Origin of the sequence: Actinomadura graeca, from assembly GCF_019175365.1 — a bacterium.
In the GTDB taxonomy this organism is placed as follows: Bacteria; Actinomycetota; Actinomycetes; order Streptosporangiales; family Streptosporangiaceae; genus Spirillospora; species Spirillospora graeca.
The window spans coordinates 4921653-4947351 of the sequence record NZ_CP059572.1; the positions used below are offsets into that span (position 1 = coordinate 4921653).

Annotated in this window: 22 protein-coding genes and 1 pseudogene; 8 read left to right on the plus strand and 15 right to left on the minus strand. The window is 73.3% G+C overall.

Translation table 11 applies throughout. The annotated features are described in order from the left end of the window. Window positions 1–51: 51 nt before the first annotated feature. The 5 genes from AGRA3207_RS21890 to AGRA3207_RS21910 all read right to left on the minus strand — a co-directional run bounded on the left by AGRA3207_RS21890 (window position 52) and on the right by AGRA3207_RS21910 (window position 3617). Window positions 52–627 carry a YciI family protein gene (locus tag AGRA3207_RS21890; protein ID WP_231328905.1) on the minus strand — a complete coding sequence of 192 codons (576 nt, stop codon included), beginning with the start codon at window positions 625–627 and terminating at the stop codon, window positions 52–54. Further along, window positions 624–1556, minus strand: coding sequence for an aminoglycoside phosphotransferase family protein (locus tag AGRA3207_RS21895; protein ID WP_231328906.1), 933 nt, complete (start codon window positions 1554–1556; stop codon window positions 624–626). The genes AGRA3207_RS21890 and AGRA3207_RS21895 overlap by 4 nt, the downstream gene beginning before the upstream one ends. A gap of 124 nt (window positions 1557–1680) precedes the next feature. Beyond that, entirely contained in the window at window positions 1681–2304 is a 624-nt protein-coding gene (locus tag AGRA3207_RS21900) for a DUF4360 domain-containing protein (protein WP_231328907.1), read from the minus strand. 44 nt (window positions 2305–2348) lie between these two features. Further along, complete coding sequence (locus tag AGRA3207_RS21905) at window positions 2349–2984, minus strand: DUF4360 domain-containing protein (protein ID WP_231328908.1); 636 nt, start codon at window positions 2982–2984, stop codon at window positions 2349–2351. A 27-nt stretch (window positions 2985–3011) separates the two neighbouring features. Further along, window positions 3012–3617, minus strand: a complete 606-nt coding sequence (locus tag AGRA3207_RS21910) for a DUF4360 domain-containing protein (RefSeq protein ID WP_231328909.1) — start codon at window positions 3615–3617, stop codon at window positions 3012–3014. A gap of 585 nt (window positions 3618–4202) precedes the next feature. Between AGRA3207_RS21910 and AGRA3207_RS21915 the strand changes: the two genes are divergently transcribed. From AGRA3207_RS21915 to AGRA3207_RS21925, 3 genes are read left to right on the plus strand one after another with little or no spacing between them, the layout of a single operon-like run. Next, complete coding sequence (locus tag AGRA3207_RS21915) at window positions 4203–5561, plus strand: PucR family transcriptional regulator (RefSeq protein ID WP_476692269.1); 1359 nt, start codon at window positions 4203–4205, stop codon at window positions 5559–5561. Window positions 5562–5603: 42 nt separating this feature from the next. Beyond that, the gene (locus AGRA3207_RS21920; protein WP_231328910.1) at window positions 5604–6353 is read left to right on the plus strand and encodes a GntR family transcriptional regulator; all 750 of its coding nucleotides are present in this window, start codon (window positions 5604–5606) and stop codon (window positions 6351–6353) included. Then, complete coding sequence (locus tag AGRA3207_RS21925; protein WP_231328911.1) at window positions 6354–6932, plus strand: NUDIX hydrolase; 579 nt, start codon at window positions 6354–6356, stop codon at window positions 6930–6932. It begins immediately after the preceding gene. On the opposite strand, the gene AGRA3207_RS21930 is transcribed toward AGRA3207_RS21925, so the two are convergent. The 4 genes from AGRA3207_RS21930 to AGRA3207_RS21945 form a co-directional block, all read right to left on the minus strand. Continuing rightward, entirely contained in the window at window positions 6910–7956 is a 1047-nt protein-coding gene (locus tag AGRA3207_RS21930) for a sensor histidine kinase (protein WP_231328912.1), read from the minus strand. The two genes, AGRA3207_RS21925 and AGRA3207_RS21930, sit on opposite strands and share 23 nt — an antisense overlap. Continuing rightward, a complete protein-coding gene (locus tag AGRA3207_RS21935) occupies window positions 7953–8636 on the minus strand; it encodes a response regulator transcription factor (RefSeq protein WP_231328913.1) in 684 nt (227 codons plus the stop codon). Before AGRA3207_RS21935 ends, AGRA3207_RS21930 begins: the two co-directional genes overlap by 4 nt. 123 nt (window positions 8637–8759) lie before the next feature. Then, on the minus strand, window positions 8760–9122 hold the full coding sequence (locus AGRA3207_RS21940) for a hypothetical protein (RefSeq protein ID WP_231328914.1): 363 nt from the start codon (window positions 9120–9122) through the stop codon (window positions 8760–8762). A 430-nt stretch (window positions 9123–9552) separates the two neighbouring features. Next, complete coding sequence (locus AGRA3207_RS21945; protein ID WP_231328915.1) at window positions 9553–11034, minus strand: glutamate-cysteine ligase family protein; 1482 nt, start codon at window positions 11032–11034, stop codon at window positions 9553–9555. Between the two features lie 253 nt (window positions 11035–11287). Between AGRA3207_RS21945 and AGRA3207_RS21950 the strand changes: the two genes are divergently transcribed. Then, a complete protein-coding gene (locus AGRA3207_RS21950; protein WP_231328916.1) occupies window positions 11288–12634 on the plus strand; it encodes a sensor histidine kinase in 1347 nt (448 codons plus the stop codon). An 86-nt stretch (window positions 12635–12720) separates the two neighbouring features. Here AGRA3207_RS21950 and AGRA3207_RS21955 read toward each other — a convergent pair whose 3' ends face one another. Then, window positions 12721–13269 carry a YceI family protein gene (locus tag AGRA3207_RS21955; RefSeq protein ID WP_231328917.1) on the minus strand — a complete coding sequence of 183 codons (549 nt, stop codon included), beginning with the start codon at window positions 13267–13269 and terminating at the stop codon, window positions 12721–12723. Window positions 13270–13617: 348 nt separating this feature from the next. Further along, complete coding sequence (gene sigE / locus AGRA3207_RS21960; protein ID WP_231336345.1) at window positions 13618–14163, minus strand: RNA polymerase sigma factor SigE; 546 nt, start codon at window positions 14161–14163, stop codon at window positions 13618–13620. Between the two features lie 186 nt (window positions 14164–14349). Between sigE and AGRA3207_RS21965 the strand changes: the two genes are divergently transcribed. The 3 genes from AGRA3207_RS21965 (at window position 14350) to AGRA3207_RS21975 (ending at window position 19163) form a co-directional block, all read left to right on the plus strand. Beyond that, a complete protein-coding gene (locus AGRA3207_RS21965) occupies window positions 14350–15654 on the plus strand; it encodes an esterase-like activity of phytase family protein (RefSeq protein ID WP_231328918.1) in 1305 nt (434 codons plus the stop codon). A 133-nt stretch (window positions 15655–15787) separates the two neighbouring features. Beyond that, window positions 15788–17374: an acyl-CoA synthetase gene (locus AGRA3207_RS21970; protein WP_231328919.1), complete on the plus strand. Its 1587-nt coding sequence runs from the start codon at window positions 15788–15790 to the stop codon at window positions 17372–17374. Window positions 17375–17579: 205 nt separating this feature from the next. Beyond that, window positions 17580–19163, plus strand: a complete 1584-nt coding sequence (locus AGRA3207_RS21975; RefSeq protein ID WP_231328920.1) for a serine/threonine-protein kinase — start codon at window positions 17580–17582, stop codon at window positions 19161–19163. Window position 19164: 1 nt separating this feature from the next. On the opposite strand, the pseudogene rho reads toward AGRA3207_RS21975, so the two are convergent. The 3 genes and pseudogenes from rho to AGRA3207_RS21990 form a co-directional block, all read right to left on the minus strand. Then, window positions 19165–20259, minus strand: a pseudogene (gene rho, locus AGRA3207_RS21980) (transcription termination factor Rho); the annotation flags it as partial. 500 nt (window positions 20260–20759) lie between these two features. Further along, window positions 20760–21686 (minus strand): hypothetical protein, encoded by a 927-nt coding sequence (locus tag AGRA3207_RS21985; RefSeq protein ID WP_231328921.1) that lies wholly within the window; start codon window positions 21684–21686, stop codon window positions 20760–20762. After that, window positions 21683–23827 carry a PEP/pyruvate-binding domain-containing protein gene (locus AGRA3207_RS21990; RefSeq protein ID WP_231328922.1) on the minus strand — a complete coding sequence of 715 codons (2145 nt, stop codon included), beginning with the start codon at window positions 23825–23827 and terminating at the stop codon, window positions 21683–21685. The genes AGRA3207_RS21985 and AGRA3207_RS21990 overlap by 4 nt, the downstream gene beginning before the upstream one ends. A gap of 253 nt (window positions 23828–24080) precedes the next feature. Here AGRA3207_RS21990 and AGRA3207_RS21995 point away from each other — a divergent pair, with 253 nt between their 5' ends. Then, on the plus strand, window positions 24081–24845 hold the full coding sequence (locus tag AGRA3207_RS21995) for an enoyl-CoA hydratase/isomerase family protein (RefSeq protein ID WP_231328923.1): 765 nt from the start codon (window positions 24081–24083) through the stop codon (window positions 24843–24845). Here the strand turns inward: AGRA3207_RS21995 and AGRA3207_RS22000 are convergent. Further along, a complete protein-coding gene (locus AGRA3207_RS22000) occupies window positions 24823–25677 on the minus strand; it encodes a hypothetical protein (RefSeq protein ID WP_231328924.1) in 855 nt (284 codons plus the stop codon). The genes AGRA3207_RS21995 and AGRA3207_RS22000 overlap by 23 nt on opposite strands. Between the last annotated feature and the right edge of the window lie 22 nt (window positions 25678–25699).

Below are 25699 nucleotides of genomic sequence, written 5' to 3' on the forward strand. Positions count from 1 at the left end.
CGGCCCGGTAGCGGTCTGGCGTAGCGGCGCGGGGTCGGTAGGGGTGGGGGGTCAGCGGCGTCCGCCGAACTCCCATGGGTGGACCTCGACGTCGGCGTATCCGTCCGGGGGCAGGACGGCGCGCGCCGCGTTCGGGTCTGGGGCCCTGACCAGCGCGGCGGTGCCGACCCAGGCGGTGCCGTCGTCGGACAGCAGCGGCCCGTAGGCGACCAGTTCGTCCCGGACGGGCGGAACGGCGGGGCCGGTGTCCCTCTCCGGGGCGAGGCCGAGGACCAGGAAGCGGCTGCCGCCCGTCCGGCCGCCGGGGAACTCCCACATGGTGCGCCCCAGCAGGTTGCGCCATCGGCGCAGCAGCACGTCGCGGTACACCCCGGCCTGGTAGCCGGGCTCGTCGAAGGCGAACGCGCGGGCGGCGGCGGGATCGGGGAGGTCGACGATGTGGACGCTGCCGGTCGGCGTCTCACCGTCACCGGCGAGGGTCGGCCCGCGGGCGATCAGCTCCTTGTCGTACCGGTCCATGTAGGACCAGTGCTCCTCCAGCAACGCCATGCGCAGCGGCAGAGAGCCGGACCGGTCGCGGTGGTAGCAGAAGAACTCCATGTCACCGCATTCTTCACGACGGTTCACGCGCCGAACCGTTCGTCCCATCGGCGCAGTATGGGTGCCGCGACCGTGACCTGCACGGGGTCCAAGGCGTCCTTGCCGTCCTCGACGTCCCACAGCGCGTTTTGCAGGACGCGGCCGAGGGTCCATCCGGCGGCCCGCCGCCGGTCCAGGCCGAGGGCCTCGGTCAGCAGGTCGAAGCGGCGGAGGACCACGCGTCCCACGTCGGCGGTGTTCTCCAGGCGGTTGTCGAGGGCGGGCAGCAGCTCGAACCCCGGATCGCCCGCCAGCGGCTCGGGGTCGATGGCGAGCCACGGCTCGCGCTCCCCGGCCAGGATGTTGTCGTAGTGCAGGTCCCAGTGCAGCAGCCGGTCGCCGGGCTCGCCGACCAGGTCCCTGACTGCCGACGCGCACGCGTCGACGAGCCGTCGCTGCTCGCGGTCGCGGAGCGCCGGTACGGCCCGCGGGACCTGGCCGAGCATCGCGGTGGCGATGTCGCCGAGCCGTCGCATGCCCGCGGGCGCGGTGATCGCCGTGAGACGGGCCATCAGCCCGGCGAGGACCCGCATCGCCGCGTCGTCGTCGGCGACCGCGGACAGGGGGCGGGACGCGTCCAGCCGCTCCAGCAACTGCGTGCCGCTCTCCTCGTCGTGGTCGAGCAGGCGCACGACGCCGTCGCCGTTCCAGGCGAGCAGACCTGCGACGGAGCCCGCGTTCTCGTCCCTGACCTGCTGGAACTTCAGGACGGCGGGCGTACGGTCCGCCCGGAGGACGGGAAGGACCAGCGAGCCCATGCCGTGTGCGGCCGGGCCGTCCGGCCGCAGGTCCCAGCGCTCCAGGAACTCACCGCCCAAACGGGGCAGACGGGCGAGCCAGACGCGTGCCTCGGGGCCGTTCACGCCATAGGACGCGGCGAACTCCTCAGGGACGCCGATGGCGGTCGACGCGGTCATGGAAAGGAATCTCCTTCGAAAGGCCAGAGTGGTCACATGGCGTACGAAGGAGATGGGGGTGCCCGGGCCTCGGGCAGGCGTCAACGCATTCCTCCACCCTACCCGGGCATGATCGCGACCGGCGTCAGGTGGTGCACTTCGTCCAGCCGAAGGAGTACGTCACCCTGCCCGGGTAGGCGGTGCGCACCCCTGGAAGGCCCGTCCCGGACGACATCCAAATGGAGCTCTTCTTGGAAGCGTCGGAGGTCCCGAGGTTCGCTTGCAGTTCTGTCGCGAGGTTGAGGTTGCGCTGCTCTCCGCATGGCATGGCACCCGAGGGGATGGTGTCGCGGAAGACCCAGTCGCGATTCGACGGTCCCGTCAGAACGTGGACGAGATCGGTGTCCGGCTTCTTTCCCTGGATGTAGTACTGCTGGGTCACCTGTGCAGAGGCGCCGGCCTCAAGGTTCACAGCGCCGCTCTGCTCGATCGCCGTTATCTCGTAGGTGTAGCCCTGGGGCGCGTGGATCCTCAGATTCAGCCTGCAGATCCTCTTTGCGGCGGACGGGGGCGAGTCTCCACCGACGGAGGCCGTGAGGTCGCCGAAGGCGACCTGGAAACTGCTCTTGTCCTCGGAGATCGACACGGAGACGCTTCCGGCCGGGCAGCCCCCGTTCACGGTCGCGATCTCGATGGTGATGCCGTCGGGCGGCGGGTCGGCGGCCGCGGGCCCGGCCGTCACGAGGGGAAGCGCGGCCGCCGCCACCATCGCCGTGCGGGTCGTCCTCCACATGCGGGTCTCCTCTTCGGATATCAGGGGCACGTCTTCCAGGCCAGGGTGTAGGTCGGGCTGCCGTCGGAGACGCCGACCGACAGGGAGCTGACCTTGGCGGGATCGGCGTCGCCCAAGGTCACCCGGATCTCCTGGTTGAGGTTGAGGTTCAGCTCTTCACCGCACGGCTTATAGGTCTCCAGCCGGATGTCGTTCTCGACGAAATGCCAGCCGCCCGAATACGGGCCCTTGACCGAACTCGTATATGAGGGCCTCATTGGCAATCCGCTGAAGTAGTAGGTCGACTTCAGCTGTCCGGAGGCCCCCTTCTCCAGGTTCGCGGAACCGTGGTGGTCGACCCGCTTGATGCCGTAGGTGTAGCCCGCCGGTGCGCCGACGCGCAGGGCCAGCTGGCAGTTCTTGCGGAGGTCGGTCGGGGCCGATCCGCCTCCGGCGCGGGCCGTGAAGGCGGTGGATCCGAAGGTGACGGTGAAGGCGCCGCCGTCGTCGGCCACCGCCACGGTCGTCGTCCCGGCCGGGCATCCGCTGCCGTTCTCGCTCCTCACCGTGACGGTGACGCCGTCCGGGCCCGGGGCTGCGGGCGCGGGGGAGGACGTCAGGACGGGCACGGCGACGATGGCCGCCGCCAGTGCCGCGATGCGCTCGGTGTTCCTCATGGGCGGGGTCTCCAGGCGCCGGTCAGGTCAGGCGGTGCAGCGCTTCCATGCGAGGCGGTACTTCGTGGTGCCGTCGGGGGCGCCCTGGGAGAAGGAACTGACCTTGGTGGCGTCGGAGGTCCCGAGGTCCGCCCGCAGGTCCTTCGCGATGAGGAGGTTGGGTTCCTTGCCGCAGGGCCTGTAGACCGGGGTGACCGTGTCCTTGCCGTTCTGGAACTGCCAGCCGCCGTTGTGGGCGCCCTTCACCGTGTTCTTGATGGTGTTGCCCACGGCGCCTCCCTGGAAGTGGAACTCCTCCAGCACATGGCCGGAGGTCCCCGCCTGGAGTTTCGCGGAGCCGTGGTGGTCGACCTCGTCGATCGCGAAGGTGTATCCCGCCGGGACCTTGACCTTCAGGTCGAGCCGGCAGGTCTTGCGGGCGGCCTGCGGTGCGGAGTCGCCGCCGACGGAGACCGAGAAGTCTCCGAGGGAGAGGGTGAAGGCGGTGTTGTCGTCGTAGATCCCGACGGAGATCGTCCCGACCGCGCAGGTGCGTTTGTCGCTCACCACGTCGATCGTGATCTTGCCGGGGGGCGGATCGGCGAGCGCGGGGGAGGCGGTCAGCAGGGGCAGGCCGGCGGTGCCGATAGCCACGAAAGCCGCGATTCTGGCATTCTTCATGGTCGCATGTCTCCCAGTCATGGCGGATATCCGGCGCGGCTTTGACAGCCGTCCGGTAATCCGGGTGCCGACGGTCACGACGGTGCCGCTGATCAGGTCGAGCCGATGATCATTCGTGACAGTAATCTCGATCCGGGGAAGGCGTCAACGCCGTTCTTTTCAATACCGGCGGCCTTAACTTTCACCGCTGTATCACTCCAGGGGCATCAACAGCGGATCCCACGGGACACACTGACACCAGCCGGTCGCGGGTTTTTGGACAATGGAATACCGCCCCTCTGGCTTTCTCGCGGAATCACGGCCGGAACGCGGGCGGGCCGTCCGGAAACGGGAATGCGGAACGTCGGCGGTGGGCGACGACGATCAGGGGCCGAGACCTTTATGGCCGTTCGTGCCGGTGGGCGCCGGTCGTGCCCTCACCGTCGCACCGGACGGCGAAACCGGCCAGTGACGCCCGGCCTGTGATCGTCTGTCCCGGATCGGGCGAACCCGACCACTCCCGACCTAGACTGTGCGCCCTGGGAGGCCCCGGGCCCCGCTGTGCCCCACACGCGTCACATGAGTGATCGTTCGTCCCGTGTGCACGGCAGCGCGCCAGGGGACGAGCGGCGGGAGGTACACGTGGCGGACGAGGGCTCCACCGCCGGCGGGCGCCCGTGGGCGGACGTCCCCCGGGAGCTGGCCGACCACATGCGGCCGCATCTCGACGAGGTCGCGGACGACATGATGCAGGAGATCCAGACGCGCGTCCGCGAATACGACAGGCCGGGCGACGGCTCCTACTCCGGGACCCTCCGGCTCGCCGTCGAGCGCGTCCTGCACTACTTCGTCGAGCGGGTGGCCGATCCCGGCCACGACCCGGCCCCGGTCACCGACTTCTTCCGCGCGATCGGCCGCGGCGAGGCCGGTGAGGGCCGCAGCCTCGACGCGATGCAGACCGCGGTGCGGGTCGGCGGCATGGTCGCCTGGCGGCGGATCGCGGAGGGCGCCGACACCCTGCACGCCTCCGCCCGCATGCTCGGCGCCGTCGGCGAGGTGCTGATGCAGTTCCAGGACGAGCTGACCGCCGCCGCGGCCGAGGGGTACTCCCAGGCCCGCGCCGCCGTCGCCGGCGAGATGCAGCGCCGCCGCGAACGGCTGCTCGACCTGCTGCTCGCCGACCCGCCCGCCGCGCCCGGCGCCGTCGCCGACCTCGCCGCCGCCGCGCACTGGCCCGTCCCCCGCACGGTCGCCGCCGTGGCGCTCGGCGGCCCCCGTCCCGACGCCGCCCCGCGTCCCGCGTTCCCGCCCGACGTGCTCGCCGGCCTCACCCGCCGCACCCCCAGCCTCGTCGTCCCCGACCCGGACGGGCCGGGCCGCGCCGCGATCGTCGACCGTGCGCTGTCCGGGACCCTCGCGGTGATCGGCCCGACCGTCCCGGTCGTGGAGGCGGCGCGGTCGAGCCGGTGGGCCCGCGAGACGCTCCGCCTCGTCCAGCGCGGTGTGATCGACGCCGGCGGCGGCGTGGTCCGCAGCGTGGAGCACATCTCCACGCTGATCCTCTTCCGGGACGAGCGGCTGGTCGCCGCGCTCGCCGGGCTGCGCCTCGCCCCCCTCGCCCACCTGCGCCCGGGCCAGCAGGACCGGCTCGCCGAGACGCTCCTCGCCTGGCTCCAGTCGGGACGCAACGCCAACGAGGTCGCGATGCGCCTGCACGTCCACCCGCAGACCGTCCGCTACCGGCTGCGGCAGCTGGAGGAGCTGTTCGGCGACCGGCTCCTGGACCCCGACCTGCGCTTCGACCTGGAGATCGTGCTCCGCGCCCGGACGCTGCTGGCGGGCTGCGCTGGGCACCGCGTCGCCGCGCCGTCCCCCGCCGGGGCCGGGGCCGGTGAGGTCGTCGGCTCCGACCGCGGGCGCGAAGGGCGGACGCTGTAGCGTGTGTGACGCCCAAACACGCGTTTCGGAGCAGGATCTGGTATGCCGCGTCCCCCCACGAAGGCCCAAGCGATCACGAGCGCGCTGGCCGCCCGGATCGTCGAGGGCGAGCTGGACCCGGGCGCGTGGCTGCCGTCGGAGCGCGAGCTGGCCCGCGAGTTCGGCGCGGACCGCTCCACCGTCCGCCGGGCGCTGCGGATGCTGGCCGACCAGGGCCTCGTGCGCGTCGAGCACGGCTCGGGGGTGCAGGTGCGGCTGGAACGCCCGGTGCGGCGCGCCGCGTCCGACATCACCCGGCAGGTCGGCGGCTGGCGCGGCTTCCACGCGTCCGCTCTGGCTGAGGGACACAGGCCCTTCACGCGCACGGTCGTCCGCGAGGTGGACGCCGACGCCCGGGTCGCCCGCCGCCTGGCCGTCCCGGTCGGCACGCGGGTGCTGGAGCGCGCGCGTGTCCAGGGCGTCGAGGGGGAGCCGCCCGTCCAGACCGCGACCACATGGGTGCTCATGGACGTGGTGGCGCGGCTCCCGGTGCTGCGGGAGGTCGACACCGGCCCCGGCGGCATCTACTCGCGGCTGGAGGAGGCCGGGTACGGCATCCTGTTCGAGGAGTCGGTGACCTGCCGCCTCCCGCGCGCCGACGAGCAGGCCACGCTGCGGATCGGCTCCGGCCAGCCCGTCCTGACCCTGTGGCGCCGCGCCTTCGACCAGGACGAGCGGGTGGTCGAGGTCACCCACCGCGTGGTGGTCGGCGACCGGCACGAGCTCGTCTACCGCTACGGACCGGGGGCCTGAATGCAGGACGGGGAGGAGCCCGCGGTCCGCCGGATCGGCACGCGGGTGGTCTACGAGAACCCGTGGATGACCGTCCGCGAGGACGAGGTCGAGCGGCTGGACGGCTCGCGCGGCATCTACGGCGTCATCGACAAACCGGACTTCGTCGTGGTGGTGCCGGCCGAGAACGGCGGCTTCCACCTCGTCGAGGAGTACCGCTACCCCATCCGCCGCCGCACGTGGAGCTTCCCCCAGGGCACCATGCCCGGGCGGCACCAGGCCGTCCCTGAGGACCTCGCCGCCCTCGAACTCGCCCAGGAGACGGGCCTGCGCGCCGGCACCCTGACCCACCTCGGCTACCTGAACTGCTCCCACGGGACGAGCGGCCAGGGGTTCAACGTCTTCCTCGCCACGGACCTCGTGCCCGGAGAGCCCGACCGCGAGCCCGAAGAGCAGGACATGCGCCAGCGCTTCTTCACCGAGGCCGAGTTCAAGGCCCTCATCCGCGACGGCCACGTCACCGACGACTCCACACTGGCCGCCTACGCGCTCCTCGCCCTCCACGAGGACCGGTGGATCACGGCTCGCCTGGAAGGGTGACGCGGACGCGGCAGCCGCCGGCCGTGTCGAGGACGGTGATGTCGCCGCCATGCAGGTCGGTGGCCCAGCGGGCGATGGCGAGGCCGAGACCCGTCCCGCCGCCCGGGGTCCCGGCGCGGGGGCCGGACGCGGTGCCCCGGGAGAAGCGCTCGAACACGCGGGCGCGTTCCGCGGGCGGGATGCCGGGCCCCTCGTCGGCGACCTCCAGGACGAGGCCGCCCGGCGCCGCGCCGGGCCGGGCCGTGATCGTGACGGGCCTGCCGGGCGGGCCGTGCCGGGCGGCGTTGGCCAGCAGGTTCGCGACGACCTGGTGGAGACGGTCCCGGTCGGCGGTGGCATGCAGGCCGGGGGTGACATCGGACTCGAACAGGGCGCCCGGATGCCCGGCCTCGGCCTCCGCCGTGACGTCGGCGACGAACGCGGCGACGTCCACGCGCGACAGCTCCAGCGCCGCGGCGCCCGCGTCCGCCCGCGACAGGTCGAGCAGCTGGGTGACGAGGCGGCCGAGGCGCTCGGTCTGGTCGAGCGCCGAGCCGAGCACCTCGGGGGTCGCCGGGGTGACGCCGTCCGCGACGTTCTCCAGGACGGCCTGCAACGCGCTGATCGGCGTGCGCAGCTCATGCGAGACGTTCGCGACGAACTCGCGGCGCTGCCGGTCGACCTCCGCCAGGTCGGCGGCCATCCGGTTGAACGCCTGCGCCAGCTCGCCGACCTCGTCCCTGGACGTGGCCCGGACACGGCGGCTGTAGTCGCCCCGCGCCATCGCCCGCGCCGCCGCCGTCATCTCGCGCAGCGGCGCCGTCATCCCGTGCGCGAGCAGCTGGATCACCACCAGCGAGATCAGCACGCCCACCGGCAGCGTCTGCCGGGCGCGGAACCCCAGCGGATATCCCCACAGCACGATCAGCACCGCGACGCACGCGGTCACCACCACGACGACGCCGAACTTCACCTTGATCGAGCGCAGCGGGTCCAGCGGCCGCGGCAGCCGCGCCCACAGCCGGTGGACGACGGGGGCCGTCACGCGATCTCCAGGCTGTACCCGACGCCGTGGACGGTCCGGATGAGGTCCTGGCCGAGCTTGCGGCGCAGCGCCTTGACGTGGCTGTCGACGACCCGCGTCCCCGACGCGTCCGCCCAGTCCCACACCTGTTCGAGCAGGACGGCGCGGGTCAGCACCGTCCCCCGGTTCCGGACGAGGCAGGCGAGCAGGTCGAACTCGGTCGGCGTGAGGTGCACCTCCCGCCCGTCCCTGCGCACCCGCCGCGCCCGGGGGTCCAGCTCCAGCGGCCCCACCCGCTGCGGCGCCGCGACGGCGTCCGGCGCCGGACGCTCGACGCGGCGCAGCACCGCGCGGATCCGCGCGACCAGCTCCCGCATGCTGAACGGCTTCGTCACGTAGTCGTCGGCGCCCACGCCGAGTCCCACGAGCAGATCGGTCTCGTCGTCGCGCGCGGTCAGCATGAGCACCGGCACCGGACGTTCCGCCTGCACCCGGCGGCACACTTCCAGCCCGTCGAACCCGGGCAGCATCACGTCCAGCACGATGAGATGCGGCTCGCACGCACGGGCACGCTCGACCGCCCCCGGCCCGTCCCCGGCGAGCTCGACGGAGAACCCCTCCGCCACCAGCCGATCCACCACCGCCCGCGCGATCGTCGGCTCGTCCTCGACCACGAGGATGCGCGACACGTTCCCACTCACAAGCCCCGACTCTAGAAGCCCGACTTGTGTGCTAAGCGTGTGACTTGTACAGAACCCGTGAAGATCCGGGCCGCAGACCGGCGCGGGCCGACCCCAGGCCCGCGCCGACCCGCTCAGCTCAGCTCAGCGTTCCAGGGGGGAGCACTGTAGTCCTTGCACCGATTCGGGGAGTTTGGCGAACCCGGAGAACGGCCGGGAGACCTCGCAGTAGACCGACCCGCCCGGCCCGGCCTGCCTGCTGCTGATGACGAACGTCCCGAGAACGGGGCCTTCCTCGGGAAGCTCGCCGGAGGTCACCTCACAGGCCCCCGTGCCCTCGAACCCACTGGCCTGGTCCTCGCCGCCCGGCGCCACCTGGTCACAGGTGTAGGTCGGCGGCTGCTCCTCGCCATCGGCCATGGCCACCCCGGCGGGCAGCAATGCCGCCGCGAAGGCGCTCACCGCCAGGGCTCCGGCCACCCTCCGCCCCATCGTCCGCTTGCTCATCGGTATTCCTTTCCGACCCACGGGCGGCTCCGCCCGTGACTCTTGGTTGAGAAATCAACACCGAGAGTGATGCTACGGAGGCGTGTCGCAACCCCGCCAGGCTGTCTGATGTCGCCACCGAGACAGTCAGATGGGACGGAAGGGAACCCCGAGCAGAAACTCACCTCACGGGACGACAAACCCCCCAACACGCCGACGCCCTAACCCCCGCCGCCCCACCTGACAGGCCACCCAAGCCCGGCAGGTTGAGCCGCAACCCCGGCAGGTTGAACCTGAGGCACCGGTTACGGGACAGGCGCGCGGAGCGAGCGCCAGCGAGTGCAGCAGGTATCCCGGCGCGCCGCGCCCCCGCAACGCAGCGAGTGCAGCGAGCGCAGTGGAGGAGACCCGTGCCGCGCAGCCGGGGGGTTGGGGGGTCGCCCCCGGAAAACTAGGGCCCCACCGGCCAGGTGTGGACGGGGGTGTTTTCCTGCATGTTGGCAACGTAGGCGAGGGTCATCATGCGGAGGGCCTCGTGGCGGGAGGTGCCGAAGGACTCTTCTATGGAGCGGACGGTCTCGATCTGCCAGGCGGAGCCGGTCTGGCCGGTGAGGCAGCGGCGTTCGATGATGCCGAGGAGGCGGTCGCGGCGGGACGGGTCGACGCCCCAGCGGTCGAGGCCCTCGTGGGCCAGGGGGAGGAGCCTGCGGAGGATGAGTTCGGTCGCGGGGACTTCGCCCATGCCGGGCCAGTAGAGGGTGGAGTCCAGGCCGTGGCGGGCCGCGCGGTGGAGGTTCTCTTCGGCGGTGTTGAAGGACATGCGCGTCCAGACGGGGCGTTCCTCTTCGGCGAGCATGCGGACGAGGCCGTAGTAGAAGGCGCCGTTGGCGATGACGTCGGCGGCCGTGGGGCCGCCGGGGAGGACGCGGTTCTCCACGCGCAAATGGGGGCGGTCCTTCACGACGGCGTAGATCGGGCGGTTCCAGCGGTAGATGGTGCCGTTGTGGAGGGTGAGCTCGCCGAGTTCGGGGATGCCGCCCTGGTCGAGGACGGCGCCGGGGTCCTCGTCGTCGCAGAGGGGCAGCAGCGCGGGGAAGTAGCGGGTGTTCTCCTCGAAGAGGTCGAAGACGGAGGTGACCCAGCGTTCGCCGAACCAGACGCGGGGGCGGACGCCCTGGGCCTTCAGTTCCTCCGGGCGGGTGTCAGTGGCCTGCTCGAAGAGGGTGATGCGGGTCTCGTGCCAGAGTTCGTGGCCGAACAGGAAAGGGGAGTTGCAGCCCACGGCGACCTGCGCGCCGGCGATGGCCTGGGCGGCGTTCCAGTAGGCGCCGAACTGGTCGGGGCTGACCTGGAGGTGGAACTGGACGCTGGTGCAGGCGGCTTCGGGGGTGATGGTGTCGGTGTGCATGCGGAGCGGTTCGGGGCCGTCGATGGCGATGTGCATCTCTTCGCCGCGGGCGGCGAAGATCTGGTCGTTGAGCATCTTGTAGCGGGCGTTGGCGGAGAGGGTCTCCTCGCCGATGTCGGTGCGGCGGAGGGTCGGCAGGATGCCGATCATGACGAGCCGGCCGCCGATCTCGCGGGCGCGGGCGCCGGCGTGGTCGAGGTGGTCGCGGACCTCGGCCTCCAGCTCGCCGGTGCCCTCCCCGCCGAGCTCACGGGGCGGGATGTTGATCTCCAGGTTGAACTGGCCGAGCTCGGTGGCCCAGGCCGGGTCGGCGATGGCCTTGAGCACGTCGGCGTTGCGCATCAGCGGGTCGCCGAGGGAGTCGATCAGGTTGAGCTCGATCTCCAGGCCGATGTGGGGACGCTCGAAGTCGAACTGAGACTCGCCCAGCATGCGGGCCAGCACGTCGAGGCAACGGCGAACCTTGTCCCGGTATCGCCTGCGGTCCTCGCCGCTGATGGTGACCGAGGCCACGTCCCTGCCCATGTGTCCGTCCCTATGCTTCGGAGGAACCGTCATAAAACGGGATGTCCAGGTAAGGGGTGGTAAAAACACGGCATCCTGTTTCGGGCCCCCGATTCATGACCGATCGGTAGCGTTGGCGGGCATGGGGCGTACGTCCTGCAAAACGTGACACTCTGTGATGGACGACGAGGCCCACCGCCGCCGCCGGGGCACCGGCGGCCATCCCCCCGGGCGGCGCCGTCAAACATTCCGTTTCCGCTGAACGGGAGGGCCGATGCGGATGCGCCCCCGGTCGATCAGGTCCAGGGACACCCTGATCGCCGCGGTGCTCGCCGTCCTGGTGCTCGGCCTCCTCGCCGCGGGCATCGACCTGGCCGTGCGCAGCGCGGTCAAGTCCGACCTGCTGGAGGAGATCCAGATCGACGCGCGGCGGGCGAGCGGCGGCGTCCGCGACGGCTCGCTCGCGACGCCGATCCCCGACGACACCGGCGGGCGGATCCTCGTGCAGGTCGTCGGGCCGGGCGGGCACGTCCTTGACGCGACGCCCGCCGCGACCGGCCGGGAGCCGGTGAGCGGCCTGTGGCCGTCCGCCGAGCTGCGGGTCCGCGACTTCGTGGAGTGCCGCGGCGCCTGGCCGGACCGCGAGTGCTTCGCCGTCGAGGCGATCCGGGCCACCACCGCGCCGGACTCCGTCGTCGTGTACGCGTGGGAGCCCATGCCGTCCTACCTCGTGAACGGGGTGCTGGAGATCCTGCTCGGCGCGGGCGTGCTGGCGTTCGCCGTGCTCGTCGCCTGGATCACCTGGCATGTCGTCGGGCGGACGCTCGGCCCCGTCGAGGCCATCCGGGCCCAGCTCGCCGAGATCAGCGCCAGCGACCTGAACCGGCGGGTGCCCGAGCCGCCGGGCCAGGACGAGATCGCGCAGCTGGCCCGCACCGCCAACGCGACGCTCGACCGGCTCGAGCGCGCCATCGGACGGCAGCGGCAGTTCGCGTCCGACGCCTCCCACGAGCTGCGCACGCCCATCGCCGGGCTGCGCGCCAACCTGGAGGACGCGTCCATGCACCCCGAGGACAACGACCTGCGGGCCGTCGTCGACTCGGCGCTGCGCGACACCGACCGGCTGGAGTCGATCGTCACCGACCTGCTCCTGCTCGCCCGCATCGGGACGGGTGCCGCCGCCGAGGAGTCCATCGACCTGCCGCGGCTCGCCGAGGCCGAGATCGCGCGGCGGACGTTCGCGCTGAAGGTCTCGACCGAGTTCGACGGCGAGGTCACGGTGCGGGGCGTGCGGATGCAGCTCGTCCGGCTGCTGGGGAACCTGCTCGACAACGCCGAGCGGTACGCCGACGAGCTCGTGACGGTCGAGGTGTCACGCGAGGGCCGGCACGCGCTGCTGACCGTCACCGACGACGGTGTCGGGATCCCGCCGGAGGACCGCGAGCGCGTCTTCGAGCGCTTCACCCGGCTGGACGCCGCGCGCGACCGCGGCTCGGGCGGCACCGGGCTCGGTCTCGCCATCGCCCGCGAGATCGCGCAGGCCCACGGCGGGACGCTGCGGGTCGTCGAGCGCTCGCGCGGCACCCGCTTCGCGCTGAGGCTGCCGCTCGCCGGGGAATAGCGCACGGAACGCGGAAAGGGCCGTCCACGGGGTGGACGGCCCTTTCCGCGAGTGGCGTCCGGGGGCGCGGCGGACGCCGGGGGAGGTTAGGCGCGGACGGCCTGGACCTCAAGGTGGATGTCCACCTTGTCGCCCAGCAGGGCCTTGTCGCCCTTCAGCGGGACGTTGAACTCGATGCCCCAGTCCTTGCGGTTGATGGTGGTGGAGGCGGAGAACCCGGCGCGGGTGCCGCCCCAGGGGTCCTCGGCGACGCCGTTGAACTCCACGTCCAGGCTGACCGGGCGGGTGACGCCCTTGATCGTGAGCTCGCCGTCGAGGCGGTGCTCGCCGCCGTCGGTGCGCACGCCCTTGGTCGTGAAGGTCATCGTGGGGTGGTTCTCGACGTCCAGGACGTCGGAGCTGCGGACGTGGGCGTCGCGGTCGGCGTTGCGGGTGTCCAGCGACGCCATGGCGATCTCGACGGTCGCGGTCGAGTCGGCGGGCTCCTCGGCGATCTGCACGGCGCCGCTGAACTCGGTGAAGCTGCCCCGTACCTTGGACATCAGGTGCCGGATCGTGAAGGTGACCTCGGAGTGCGAGGGGTCGATGTTCCAGGTGCCGGCGGTCAGGCCGGGGGCGACGGTGGCAATGCTCATGGATCTCTCCCGTGGCGATGGTGGTTGAACCTTCAACGACTTGGTCGAGGTTAGTTGAGGGTTCAAACACTTGTCAATCCCTCCCTGTTCCCGGCGCTTCCGATTCGCTCGCCGACCCGGGAATCGCCGGGCTCGGCAGGCCGGCCGGGACGCCCGGACCCGTCCGTCACCGCCTGAGATCAGCCCTCAGAACCTGGACCGCGCCCGGCCATCCCCGCCCAGGGAGATCGGCACGTCCGCAACTCGGAGGGGGCGGATTTTCGGTCGCTTATCCGGTTTCGCCTTGTCAGAGTCGTATGCCAAGGTGCCCCGGAGAGCCGATCCCGGGGGAGGGACGCGCCGGGCCGCTCAGTGGTCGCCGGGGACGCCGGTCACGGGCTCCATCGGGCGGCGGTGCTCCAGCGCGGCGCGGAGCTGGGCGCGGCCCCGGTGGATGCGGGACCGGACGGTGCCGAGCTTGACCCCCAGCGACGCGGCGATCTCCTCATAGGTGAGGCCCTCGATGTCGCACAGGACGACGGCGGCCCGGTACTCGGGGGCGAGGCCGTCCAGCGCCTTCTGGATGTCGGCGTCCAGGTGCCGCTCGTCGTAGGACTGCGCGGGGCTCGGCTCGCGGCCCTGGAGGCGCTCGGCGGCGTCGTCGCCCAGCGCATCGAAGCGGATCCGCTGCTTGCGCCTCGCCCGGTCCAGGAACAGGTTCGTGGTGATCCGGTGCAGCCAGCCCTCGAACGTGCCGGGGCTGTAGGAGGACAGCGAGCGGAAGACCCGGATGAAGACGTCCTGGGTCAGGTCCTCGGCGTCGTGACGGTTGCCCGTCAGGCGGTACGCCAGCCGGAACACCCGTGTGGAGTGCTCGCTGACGATCTCCTCCCACGTCGGAGGCGTCCACGCCATCGCGCCTGCGTTCACCGCTACCCCCGGTCTGATACGAAATCGTTACGGCCAAGAATGCCGGTACCCGGATAAGAGCCGTGTAAGAACGATTCGCGTGGCCGGATCCGGAACGCCGGCATGACGTCGCGAACCCCGCCTTCACCTGGGCATCATCCGTCGGCCACCCCATGCCCCTACCGTCCGCGTGTGACACATCGCTCATCGCTCCGCCCGTCCGCGCTCGCGGGGGCCGCCCTCATCCTGATTTCCTGCGCCGCCGTTACCTCCGGCACGGCCCACGCGTCCGGCCCGTCCGGGACCGCCGTGCTGCCGAGGATCCCGCTCGGCCCGTTCCAGGACGCGGTGCTCCCCGGCACCGTCGACGACGACCGGGGCGTCGCCCTCGGCGGCGTGGGAAGCGACCTGTTCCACGCCAAGGGCGACCGCCCGGACGAGTTCTGGGCGATCACCGACCGGGGGCCGAACGGCACGGTGAAGGTGGGCGGCGAGGAGCGCGTGACGTTCCCGGTCCCGGGGTTCGACCCGGTCATCGTCAGGCTCCGCGTCCGCAAGGACGGCATCAGGATCACCAGGACGCTGCCGATCACGAACCGCGCGGGGCGCCCGGTGACGGGGCTGCCCAACGTGGAGGGGCGCGAGGAGGCGCCCTACGGCTTCGACGGCGGGACGCGGCTGGCGTTCGACGCCGACGGCATCGACTCCGAGGGGCTCGTCCGGACGAAGGACGGGGAGTTCTGGGTGGCCGAGGAGTACGGGCCGTCCCTGCTGCACCTCGACCGGCGCGGCCGGGTGGTCGAGCGGTACGTCCCGCAGGGCTGGACGGGCAGGCCGAGCTATCCGGTGAAGGCGACGCTCCCGGCCATCCTCAACAAGCGGACCTACAATCGTGGCTTCGAGGGGCTGGCGATCTCACCGGACGGTAAGACCCTGTTCGCAGCCGTGCAGAGCCCCCTCTCCAACCCGGACAAGAAGACCTACAAGGCGTCCAGGAACGGCCGGATCTTCACCTTCGACCTGCGGAAGGGGAAGGTCTCGGGCGAGTACGTCTACCGGTTCGAGGACGTGTGCGCGTTCGACCCGTCCGGCTGCGGCGACCAGAACGAGATGAAGGTCTCCGGGCTGGCAGCGCTGGACGACCACCGGCTCCTGGTGGACGAGCGGACCGACAAGGTCGCCCGCGTCTACACCGTCGACCTGCGCGAAGCCACCGGCATCCTCGGTTCCCGGTGGGACGACGAGGCGACGGCGCCGTCGCTGGAGAAGTCCGCCGGGGTGCCCGCGGGCGTCGCCGCGCTGCCCAAGCGCCTCACCGCGGACCTGTCGGCGGTGCCCGGGATGCCCGGCAAGATCGAGGGCATCGCGCTCGCGGACCGCCGGACGCTCGCGGTGATCAACGACAACGACTTCGGGCTGGGGACGTTCGGCCCCGACGGCCGCCTCATCGACAGCGGCGTCCGGACGTCGATCGTGTACGTGCCGCTCCCGCGATGACCGCATGTGACCGCATGTGACCGCATGTGGTGCACTTTGTTGAAGGGACAATACCGAGGGTAATTGAATACTTACGTCTCTGCGAGGATGATGCGGAGGGCTCGTACCGCACTCCGAGACGCGAGGACGTGGGATGGCGCGAAGCTACAATCTGGCCGATCTGCTGGAGATCATGGCGGAGGCCGGACCGGATCGTCCCGCCCTCGTCGCGGGGGATCGGCGCCGGACGTACCGGGAGCTGGACGAGCGCGCGAGCCGGGCCGGGCACCACCTCGCCGGGGCGGGTGTCCGGCCGGGCGAGCACGTCGCGATCCTCGCCTGCAACCGGGTGGAGTGGATCGAGGCCATGTTCGGCGCCTTCAAGATCCGCGCCGTGCCGGTACCGGTGAACTTCCGGTACGTCGCCGCCGAGCTGCGCCACGTCCTGGCCGACTCCGACGCGGTGGCGCTGATCGGGGAGCGCGCGCTGCTGGAGGCGGTCGGGGAGATCCGCGCGGACCTGCCCCGCCTGCGGCACGTCGTCGTCCTGGAGGACGGCGGCACCGCGGAGATCCCCGGAGCCGTGGAGTACGAGAAGGCGCTCGCCGCCGCCGGCCCGCCGGACGGCTTCCCGGAACGTTCCGGTGACGACCGCTACATCATGTACACCGGCGGGACCACGGGCTCGCCCAAGGGCGTCGAGTGGCGCTGCGAGGACATCTTCTACGGCGCGCTCGGCGGCGGGAACCCGCTCGGGGAGCCGGTCGGCGCCCCGGAGGAGCTCGCCGCCAACGCCGCCCAGCCGGGGCTGTCCGTGGTCGACTGCGCGCCCGTCATGCACGGCGCCGGGCAATGGGTCGCGCTCATGGCCCTGTTCCACGGCTCCAAGGTCGTCCTCTACACCGGCCGCGCGTTCGACGCGGACGAGGCGCTCCGGCTGGTCGCCGAGGAACGCGCCAACGTGCTCATGCTGGTCGGGGACGTCATGGCGCGCCCGGTGGCGGAGGCGCTGGCGGGCGGCGCGCACGACGCGTCCTCGCTGCTCGCGATAGCCTCCGGCGGCGCGCCGCTGACCGAGGGCGTGCGGGAGGCGCTCCGGGCGCGGCTGCCGGACGTGCTGTTCCTCGACAACTACGGCGCGTCCGAGACCGGCGCGTGCGGCCCGTCCGTCGGCGGGCGGGAGGGCACCGCGCGGTTCCAGGTGAAGCCGGGCGTCACCGTCCTGGACGACGACCTGAGGGTGGTCGCGCCCGGCGGGATCGGGCGGCTCGCGCGCAGCGGCCACATCCCGCTCGGCTACTACAACGATCCCGCCAAGACCGCATCCACGTTCTTCACCGACGCCGAGGGGACGCGCTGGTCGGTCCCGGGCGACTTCGCGAGCCTGGAGGAGGACGGCACGATCACGCTCCTCGGCCGCGGCTCCCTGGTGATCAACACCGGCGGGGAGAAGGTGTACCCCGAGGAGGTCGAGGTGGCCCTGAAGGACCATCCCGGCGTCGAGGACGCCGTGGTGATCGGCCTCCCGGACGAGCGGTTCGGGCAGCGCGTCGCGGCCGTCGTCGCGCCCCGGCCGGGCGCCGAGGTCACCCTGGAGGCGTTGGTCGGGCACTGCCGCGGCAGGCTCGCCGGCTACAAGCTGCCGCGGCAGATCCAGATCGTGGACGCGGTGCGGCGGACGGCCGTCGGCAAATCCGATTACAGATGGGCCAAGAAGGTGTTCGCGGAAGCGGGCGCATAACCGCCCTTTACCATCGCGTGCCCCCCGGGGAACGGGCTTCAGCGCATTTCCATCACGCGCGCAAGCGTGCCGCGGTCAAAAAATGATTGAACCGGAAGGGGCGTGCCTTGAGCGCGTCCGGGCGCATAACTTCCCCATGAAAGGGGATCGGTTGATACCGCTCGCGCGACGGTATCGCCTTCTCTCTGTGGTCGGCAGAGGGGGCATGGGCACCGTCTGGCGGGCCTACGACGAGATGCTCGACCGCGATGTGGCGGTCAAGGAGGTCCACCTCCCCGAACGCATCACCGAGGCGGAGCGCAAGGTGCTGTGCCGCCGCCTGCTGGGCGAGGCGCGGGCCACCGCGGCGCTGAAGCACCCCGGCGTGGTCGCCGTCCACGACCTGATCGTCGAGGACGGCCGGCCCTGGATCGTCATGGAGTTCCTGGAGTCGCGGTCGCTGCACCGGCTCATCGCCGACGGCGGCCCCCTCGGCGTGCGGCGCGCCGCCGAGATCGGCGTCGAGGTGCTGTCGGTGCTGCGGGCCGCGCACGCGGCGGGCATCCTGCACCGCGACGTGAAGCCGAGCAACGTGCTGATCTGCGAGGACGGCCGCGTCTTGCTGACCGACTTCGGGCTCGCCGTGCACATGGAGCAGGGCCGGGAGACCGCGGAGACGCTGGTCGCGGGCATCGAGGGCTCGCCCGCGTACCTTCCGCCGGAGCGCGTCAACGGCCACCCGAGCGTGGAGGCGTCGGACCTGTGGTCGCTGGGCGCGACGCTCTACACCGCGGTCGAGGGCTTCTCCCCGTTCCTGCGCTGTCACGCGCTCGCGTCGATGGTGGCGGTGCTGCTGGGCGACTACGCCGACCCCGTGCGCGCCGGGGCCCTGGAGCCCGTCATCCAGGGCCTGCTGCGGCAGGAGCCGGAGGACCGGCTGTCGGCCGAGGCCACCGCCGTCCTGCTGAGGGAGGCGGCCGGGCCGTCGCCGGAGCCGGGTGCCACGGCGCTGCCCGCCACGGCGCCGCCCGCGCGGCGGACACGCCGTCCAGCGGCGCGGCGTGCGGCAGGGCGGCGTGCGGCGGGGCTGCCCGCGGCGGGGTTGCCCGCGGTGGCGCGGCGCGGCGCGTCCCGGCGGGTCCCGTTCCCGTCGCGCGCGCTCGTGCGTCCGGCGGGCCCGGCACGTCCCGCGCGTCCTGGACGGCGGCGCGGCGGCCCGGTGCGGCGGCGTGCCGCGGGCCTGCTGCGCGGCGGCCGTCCGCGGCCGGGCGCCGTCCTCAGCGTGGTGGTGCTCGCGGCGCTCGCGGCGGGCATGGGGACGTGGGCGGCGCGGTGGACGTCCATCGGCAAGAGCGACGCGGTGGCGCTGCGCCCGGCAGCGGGCGTGCCGTCCAGGATGGCGAAGTACCGGGAGGCGGGCGCCTACTCGGTGCGGGTCCCCGCGGGCTGGCAGGCCGAGCGGCGCGGCGCGGTGATGGCGTGGGAGGACTGGGGCACCGGACGCGCCCTGCGCATCTCCCCCGCGCCAGGGGAGCCCCTGGCGCAGCTGCGCGCGGCGGAGGGCGAGGCCGTGGCGCAGAGCCGGTACCCGGGGTATCGCCGGCTGCGCCTGGAGGCGGTGCCGGAACTCGTCGACGGCGCGGCCGAATGGGAATTCACATGGAAGGGCGACGCGGGGGGCGAGCACGTGCTGTGCAGCCGCGTGGCGGGTTATGAGTTCCGCTTCTCCGCGCCCGATCCGCAATGGACGCCCGGACAGCGCCTCTACGACGGGATCCTGAAGTCGTTCAGGGCCGAAAAGAGGGAGTGACTCAGGTCGTCTGCTGGATGCGGAGGAGGAATTCCGCGTTGGACGCGGTGCCCTTCATCTTCTCCAGGAGCTGCTCGACGGCCTGCTGCCGGTCGAGGCCCTGGAGGGCGCGGCGGAGGCGGCGGCCGAGGGCGAGCTCCTCGGGGGACATCAGCAGCTCCTCGCGGCGGGTGCCGGACGCCTCGATGTCGACGGCGGGGAAGATCCGCCGGTCGGCCAGGCCGCGGTCGAGCTTGAGCTCCATGTTGCCGGTGCCCTTGTACTCCTCGAAGAACACGTCGTCCATGCGGGAGCCGGTCTCGACGAGGGCGGTGGCGAGGATGGTGAGGGAGCCGCCGTTCTCGATGTTGCGGGCGGCGCCGAAGAACTTCTTCGGGGGGTAGATGGCGGTCGTGGCGACACCGCCGGCGAGGATGCGGCTGCTGGACGGCGCCGCGAGGTTGTAGGCGCGGCCGAGCCGGGTGATCGAGTCGAGCAGCATGACGACGTCCCGGCCCTGCTCGACGAGGCGCTTGGCGCGCTCCACGGCCAGTTCGGCGAGCGCGGTGTGCTCCTGGGCGGGCTTGTCGAACGTCGAGTGGATCACTTCGCCGCGGACGGAGCGCTGGAGGTCGGTGACCTCCTCCGGCCGCTCGTCGATGAGCACGACCATGAGGTGGACGTCGGGGTTGTTCTGGGCGATCGCGCCCGCCACGGCCTGGAGGATCATCGTCTTGCCGACCTTCGGCGGCGACACGATGAGCCCGCGCTGGCCCTTGCCGATCGGCGCGACGAGGTCGATGACGCGGGTGGCGAGCGGGCCGGTGTCCAGCCGCAGGCGCTCCTCGGGGAACAGCGGCGTCAGCTTGGCGAACTCGGGGCGGGAGGCGGCGTCCTCGGGGGACAGGCCGTTCACCGTCTCGACCGACGCCATCGAGGCGAACTTCTCCCGGTTGGACTTCGGCGGGCCCGCGATGCCGGACACGGCGTCGCCGGGGCGCAGCCCGTACGTCTTGACCTGGGCGAGGGACACGTGCACGTCGTCCGGCCCGGGGAGGTAGCCGGAGGTGCGCACGAACGCGTGCTTGTCCTGGACGGCGAGGATCCCGTGGAAGGGGACGGGTGGGGTCGCGGGCGTCCCGGCGGCGGCGCGCTCGGCGGACTGCTTGGCGGCGGAGCGCCTGCCCTTCTGGCGGGCGGGCTGGGCGGCCCTGTGGGCCTTGTGCTCTGCGGTACTGGAATGTTCAGTGATGGTGGAAGCGGACATGGGGGTCCCTTCTCAGGCCGGTGCGGAACGCTCCGCGCGGCCCGGTGTCGATTCCCGCGTGCGGCGGCGGAACCCGCGGCGCGTACGCGAGAGGAATGCAAGAAATGCAGCTCGGCTCATCCGGGCTGACGTCGGCTCCCTTGTGCGGCGGCCTATCACGCTGACGACGCGTGCCTGACCGAGGACCACCGGGCGCTCAGATGGCCCGGGCGGGGAAAGAGACGCCCTCGCCGCATACGGCGGAAAGCCGAAGACGCTGGCTCGAATGTACAACACCCGGGCCGGTTCGCGCATTCCCGGAGGTCAGAGGCCCGCGATCGGACATACCGCCCGCAGGTCAGGCCCTGCGATCACCGCGGCGCGGGGTCGGCCGACACGACGCGGAAGCGCGCGCGGTCGATCATCGCGTCCTGGAGGCAGCCGCGCAGCCGCCGCAGCGCGTGCTCGCCGAGCGCCGGGCGGACGACCAGCGCGAACCGCCCGCCGCCGAGCGCGACCGCGCCGCCGCCCTCCACGTAGGGCCGGGTGGATCCCCGGCAGTACTCCCACAGCCGCGCGACCAGCGGCTCCACGGTCGCGGCGCCGGTGTCGCCGCGGGTGGCGGCCTCGATGACCACGGTGCTCGCGGCGGCCGCCACCGGACGGTCGGGACGGTCCTGGGTGCGCTCCGCGAGCTCGTCCACCACCAGCGCGGTGACGAGCAGCAGCGCCAGGGCCAGCGCCGCCGCCCGCAGCCACGCCGTGCGGTCCGGGCGCGGCGGCGCGAGGTCCGCCGCGCCGGCCAGGACGCCCCCGGCGGGCGGTGTCAGCGCGTCCGGCAGCCGGACGCGCCCGGCGGGCCCGGCGCGGCCGCCCCGTCCGAGGGCGGTGGCGAGCCGCTCAACCAGCGCCGCGAGCCCGGACACCGCGAGCCCCGCGCCGAGCAGCACCGGGATGAAGACCCGGTAGGCGTCGCCGTCGGGCTCCAGCCAGCGGAAACGCGGTGCTTCGCCCGCGGGGGCCGTCGCGTGGGCGGTGGGGCCGACGGCCGTCGGCCGCGCGGGCGGCTCCGCGGGGCGGGCCGTCCCCTCGATGAGCTCCGCCAGCCGCTGCTCCATCCGCGCCAGCCGCCGTGCCCCCAGCACGGCGAGGAGCACCACCAGGCCGACCAGCAGCAGCTCCCCCGCCATCAGCGCCCGCTGCCACTCCCACCGCGCCAGGTAGATCACCACGTAGGCCCCGGACCAGAAGACCGTGACCCCGAGACCGAGATAGACGACCTTCCGCGCCCCGTTCACGCGACCGACTCCTCGCCTGCGCGGGGCCCGGCGGGGAGGGGCTCGACGCGGCCGGTGTCGCCGTCGACCAGGACGTGCGTGCCCGGCGGGAAGCGGTCGAGGGCTCCGCGCAGCCCGACGACCGTCGGCACGCCCAGCTCGCGGGCCAGGATCGCCAGATGCGACAGCGGGCTGCCGGTCTCGGCGACCAGGCCCGCCAGCGTCGGCAGCCGCGCTGCCAGTGACGGCGCCAGCGTCCGCACGACCAGGACCGAGCCGGGGGGCGGGACGTCCGGGCCGGACTGCTCCGCTTCACGGAACACCGGCCCGGCGCCCCTGCCGCCGCCCGCGGGACGCGCGCCGTCCCCGGGCGGGGCGGCCTCGGCCACGATCCGGTCCCCCGCCAGCCGGAACGCGGCGGGCAGGGGCGCGGTGCGCGGCGGGGAGGGACGGCGTTCCAGATCGGCCGGCAAGGAGCCGCCCTGGAGCGCCGTCATCAGCTCCTCGAAGCGCAGGGCCCGGACGAGCTCCGGCCGTGCCAGCGCCCCCGAGGCCGCCAGCCGCCGCCCGGCCGCCCACGCGAGCCGCGCGCCGAGTTCCTGCACCCACCGGACGCGCAGCCGCAGCGCCTCCCGGGGCGGCAGCCCGGCCAGGCCGCCGCCGCCCGCCGCGCCGCCCGCCGCGCCGCCCGTCCCGCCCGGGACGCCCGGCGCGCCTGCGGGCGGCAGGTGCGGGACCGGGCCGATCACCGGCGGCGACAACGCGAGGACCGCCGGGGCGGCGGCGGGGATCCCCGCGTCGTCGCGGCCGAGGGAGCGTTCCCGGGCGAGCGCGGCCAGCCCCTGTGCGGCCGCACTGCCCTGGGCCCCCGTCACGTCCCCGGCGCCCCCCGCGCCGGGTCCGGTGAGCAGCGACCCGGCGAGCGCCTCCAGGCCGTGCAGCGAGGTCAGCGTCGCGCGCGTCCAGCGCAGGGCGCCGGCCAGCTCCGCGTCGGTGATCCGGCCGTCGACGCGGGGGAGCGCGGCGAGGTCGGCGTCGACCGCGGCGGCCGTCCCGGCGGCGATGGCGGGCAGGTCCGCGCGCAGCCGCCCGACCAGCCACGCGACGCGCAGCCGCCGCGCCGGAGGGACGGGGTTGAGCAGCCGGAGCCGGGACGGGCGGCCCGGCCCGGCGCCGAGCCGCCGCAGGTCGGCGGCGGCGCGTCCGCCGACGGCGCGGACGGTCGGGGAGCGGCGCAGCGCCCGCCGCGACACCGCGCCCGCCGTGGCGAGCGCCTCACCGAGCCCCCGGTCGAGCGGGACGAGCCACAGGTCCTCTTCGAGCGGCGACAGCGGGTCGGGCAGCGTCTCGGCGACCGGCCCGGGGCCGAGGAGAGGGGCACGGCGCGGCGGCAGCGGCGCCAGCGCGGTCACGGGACGGCTCTGGAGCATCCAGAGGCGGCCCTCGTGGTCGAACGCGAACTCGACGTCCTGCGGGCCGCCGAACACCGCCGCCGCCCGGGCCGCCAGCCGGGCCAGCGCCCGCAGCCGCAGCGGGGTCAGCGGGCCCTGCTCCCCGGCCTCCCGCCCGCCCGCGGGCCCGTCGTCGCGCTCGACGCCGACGATCCGCCCGCGCCGGGTGAGGGAGTAGCGGGTGCCGTCCACCTCGCCGCCGACGAGCGCCTGCGGCCCGCCGGGCACCGCGGACACGATCACGCGGTCGGTGCGGCCGTCCACCGGGTCGGCGCCGAACATCACGCCGCCCGCCGCCGCGTCCAGCTGGGGCTGGACGAGCACCGCCATCGTGCCCGGCCCGGTCGCCGAGGCCGCCACCTCGTCCACGGCGGCGCGGAACGCGGGCCAGCCGAGCACGTCGAGGACGGACACGAACCGCCCGGCCATCGAGGAGGCGGCGCCGTCCTCCAGCGTGGACGAGGACCGCACCACGACCGGGCGCTCCCCGCCGTGGCTGAGGCGGGCCCAGGCCGCGCGCAGCTCGGCGGTGTTGGCGTAGCGCTCGTCCGAGGAGACGCACTGCACGGGGATGACGAATCCGGGCAGCACCGGCAGCCCGTGCCGTGCCGCGCGGGCGAGGTTGGCCGCCTTGGCACCGGCCCGGTCGGGCACGGTGGCCAGCGGATCGTCGAGATCGATGGTCCAGAAGACGCGCGTGCTTTGTGGCACCACGAGCTCCGTTCCTCGGGGCCGCCCTTCATTTAGAATCCGCTGAACGCCCCGTGAATTCCTCCATCACAGGGGTTGTCTTCGATCCACCCCTTGGGGGTGGTGACGTCCGATGCGGATCGTCCTGAGGGCGGAGATCACCCCTGAGGAATCCCCCGGCCCACCCGGGTCGGTCTCCCGGCCGGGGGACGGCCCCCCTGCCGCTTTGGAACGGCCCCGTACGATGGCGCAGGCGCCGAACCGAGGGGGGACCATGGGGCTGCGGTGCGAGGTCGCCGACGGCGTCGGGACGATCACCATCGACCGCCCCGGCAAGCGCAACGCGATGACCGCGGAGATGTTCGGCGCGCTGCCCCGCCTGCTGGACGGCCTCGCCGCCGACCCGGGCGTCCGCGTGCTGGTGCTGACCGGCGCGGACGGAGACTTCTGCGCGGGCGCGGACATCTCCGAGCTGGGCGGGCACGGCTGGCGCGAGGGCACCGGCCGGTCGACGGCCGCCGAGGAGGCGCTGGCGGCGTTCCCCAAGCCGTCGCTGGCGGCCATCGAGGGGTTCTGCGTCGGCGGCGGCTGCCAGCTCGCCGTGGCGTGCGACCTGCGGTTCGCCGCGGACGGCGCGCGGTTCGGCATCACCCCGGCCAAGCTCGGGATCGTCTACCCGGCGGCGGCCACGGCGCGGCTCGTCCGCCTGGTGGGGCCGTCGGCGGCCAAGTACCTGCTCTACTCCGCGGACCTGGTCGGCGCGGGGCACGCGCTGCGGGTCGGGCTGCTGGACGAGGTCGTCCCGCCCGGCGATCTCGCGGCCCGCGTCGCCGCGTTCGCCGGGACGCTCGCGTCCCGGTCCCTGCTCACCCAGCGGGCCACCAAGGACGTCGTCGACGCGCTGGCGGCGGGCGAGCCGCACGACGCGAAGGTCGGCCACTGGCAGGACGAGGCGGTGCGCGGCCCCGACGCGGACGAGGGGGTCGCGGCCTTCCTGGAACGCCGCGCGCCCGGTTTCACGTGGACGGGCCCCGCATGAGCGCGGGCCAGGACGACAGGTCGCAGAAGCGGTTGTCGGGGAGGTCGTGCAGGCGCAGCGCCGCGTCGGCGGGGTCGTCGAGGAGCCGGAAGGCCCCGGGGTGGCGCAGGTCGGCGAGCGGGAGGACGCCGCACACCAGGGACGCGGGCGTCCGCACGGCCAGGAACGGCCCGATCTGCGCGCCGCCCCCGTCGGTCCCGCGCAGGGCGGAGAGCAGGGCGCGGGCCTCCTCGGCGCGGGTGCCCCCGCTCGCGCCGCCCTCGGATGCTCGGAGGACGGTGAGGAGGCCGAGGAAGTCGCGTTCCAGGGCGCGGGGACTGCGTCCCGAGAGGTAGTAGCGGTCCCGGTCGGTCAGCTCGACGCGGAGGCCGAGGTGCCCGGCGAGCCGCTCGTAGGGGGCGGCCAGCCCCGCGGGCGTGACCGCCCCGGCGACCAGGTCGGCGGGGTCGGCGCCGAGGGAGGCGGCGACCGCCTGGTCCAGCCGGCCGACGAGGTGGGCGCGGAGCCCGGCGACCTCGGCGGCCAGCCGGTCGGCCGCGTCGCGCTGGCGGGCGAGGCGGTCGTTGACGTCGGGCAGCATCCGGTCGTTGATCTGGGAGATCAGCGAGCGGATGCGGGCGTCGGTCTCGCGCAGGGCCCCGGCGTCGCGGGCCTGCCCTTCGGCGATCTCCGCGCGGAGCCGCTCCAGCTCGTCCCGCGTGCCCTTCAGCGCGGCGAGCTGGGTGCGGATGTCGGCGATCTCGGGGGCGCCCGCCGGCCGCCTGCGCTCGAACGCCAGGTACAGCTCCCGGCCGGCGATCGCCAGGCACAGCAGGATCAGGACCACCGTCATCGCGCCCTCCAAGGGCCGTCTC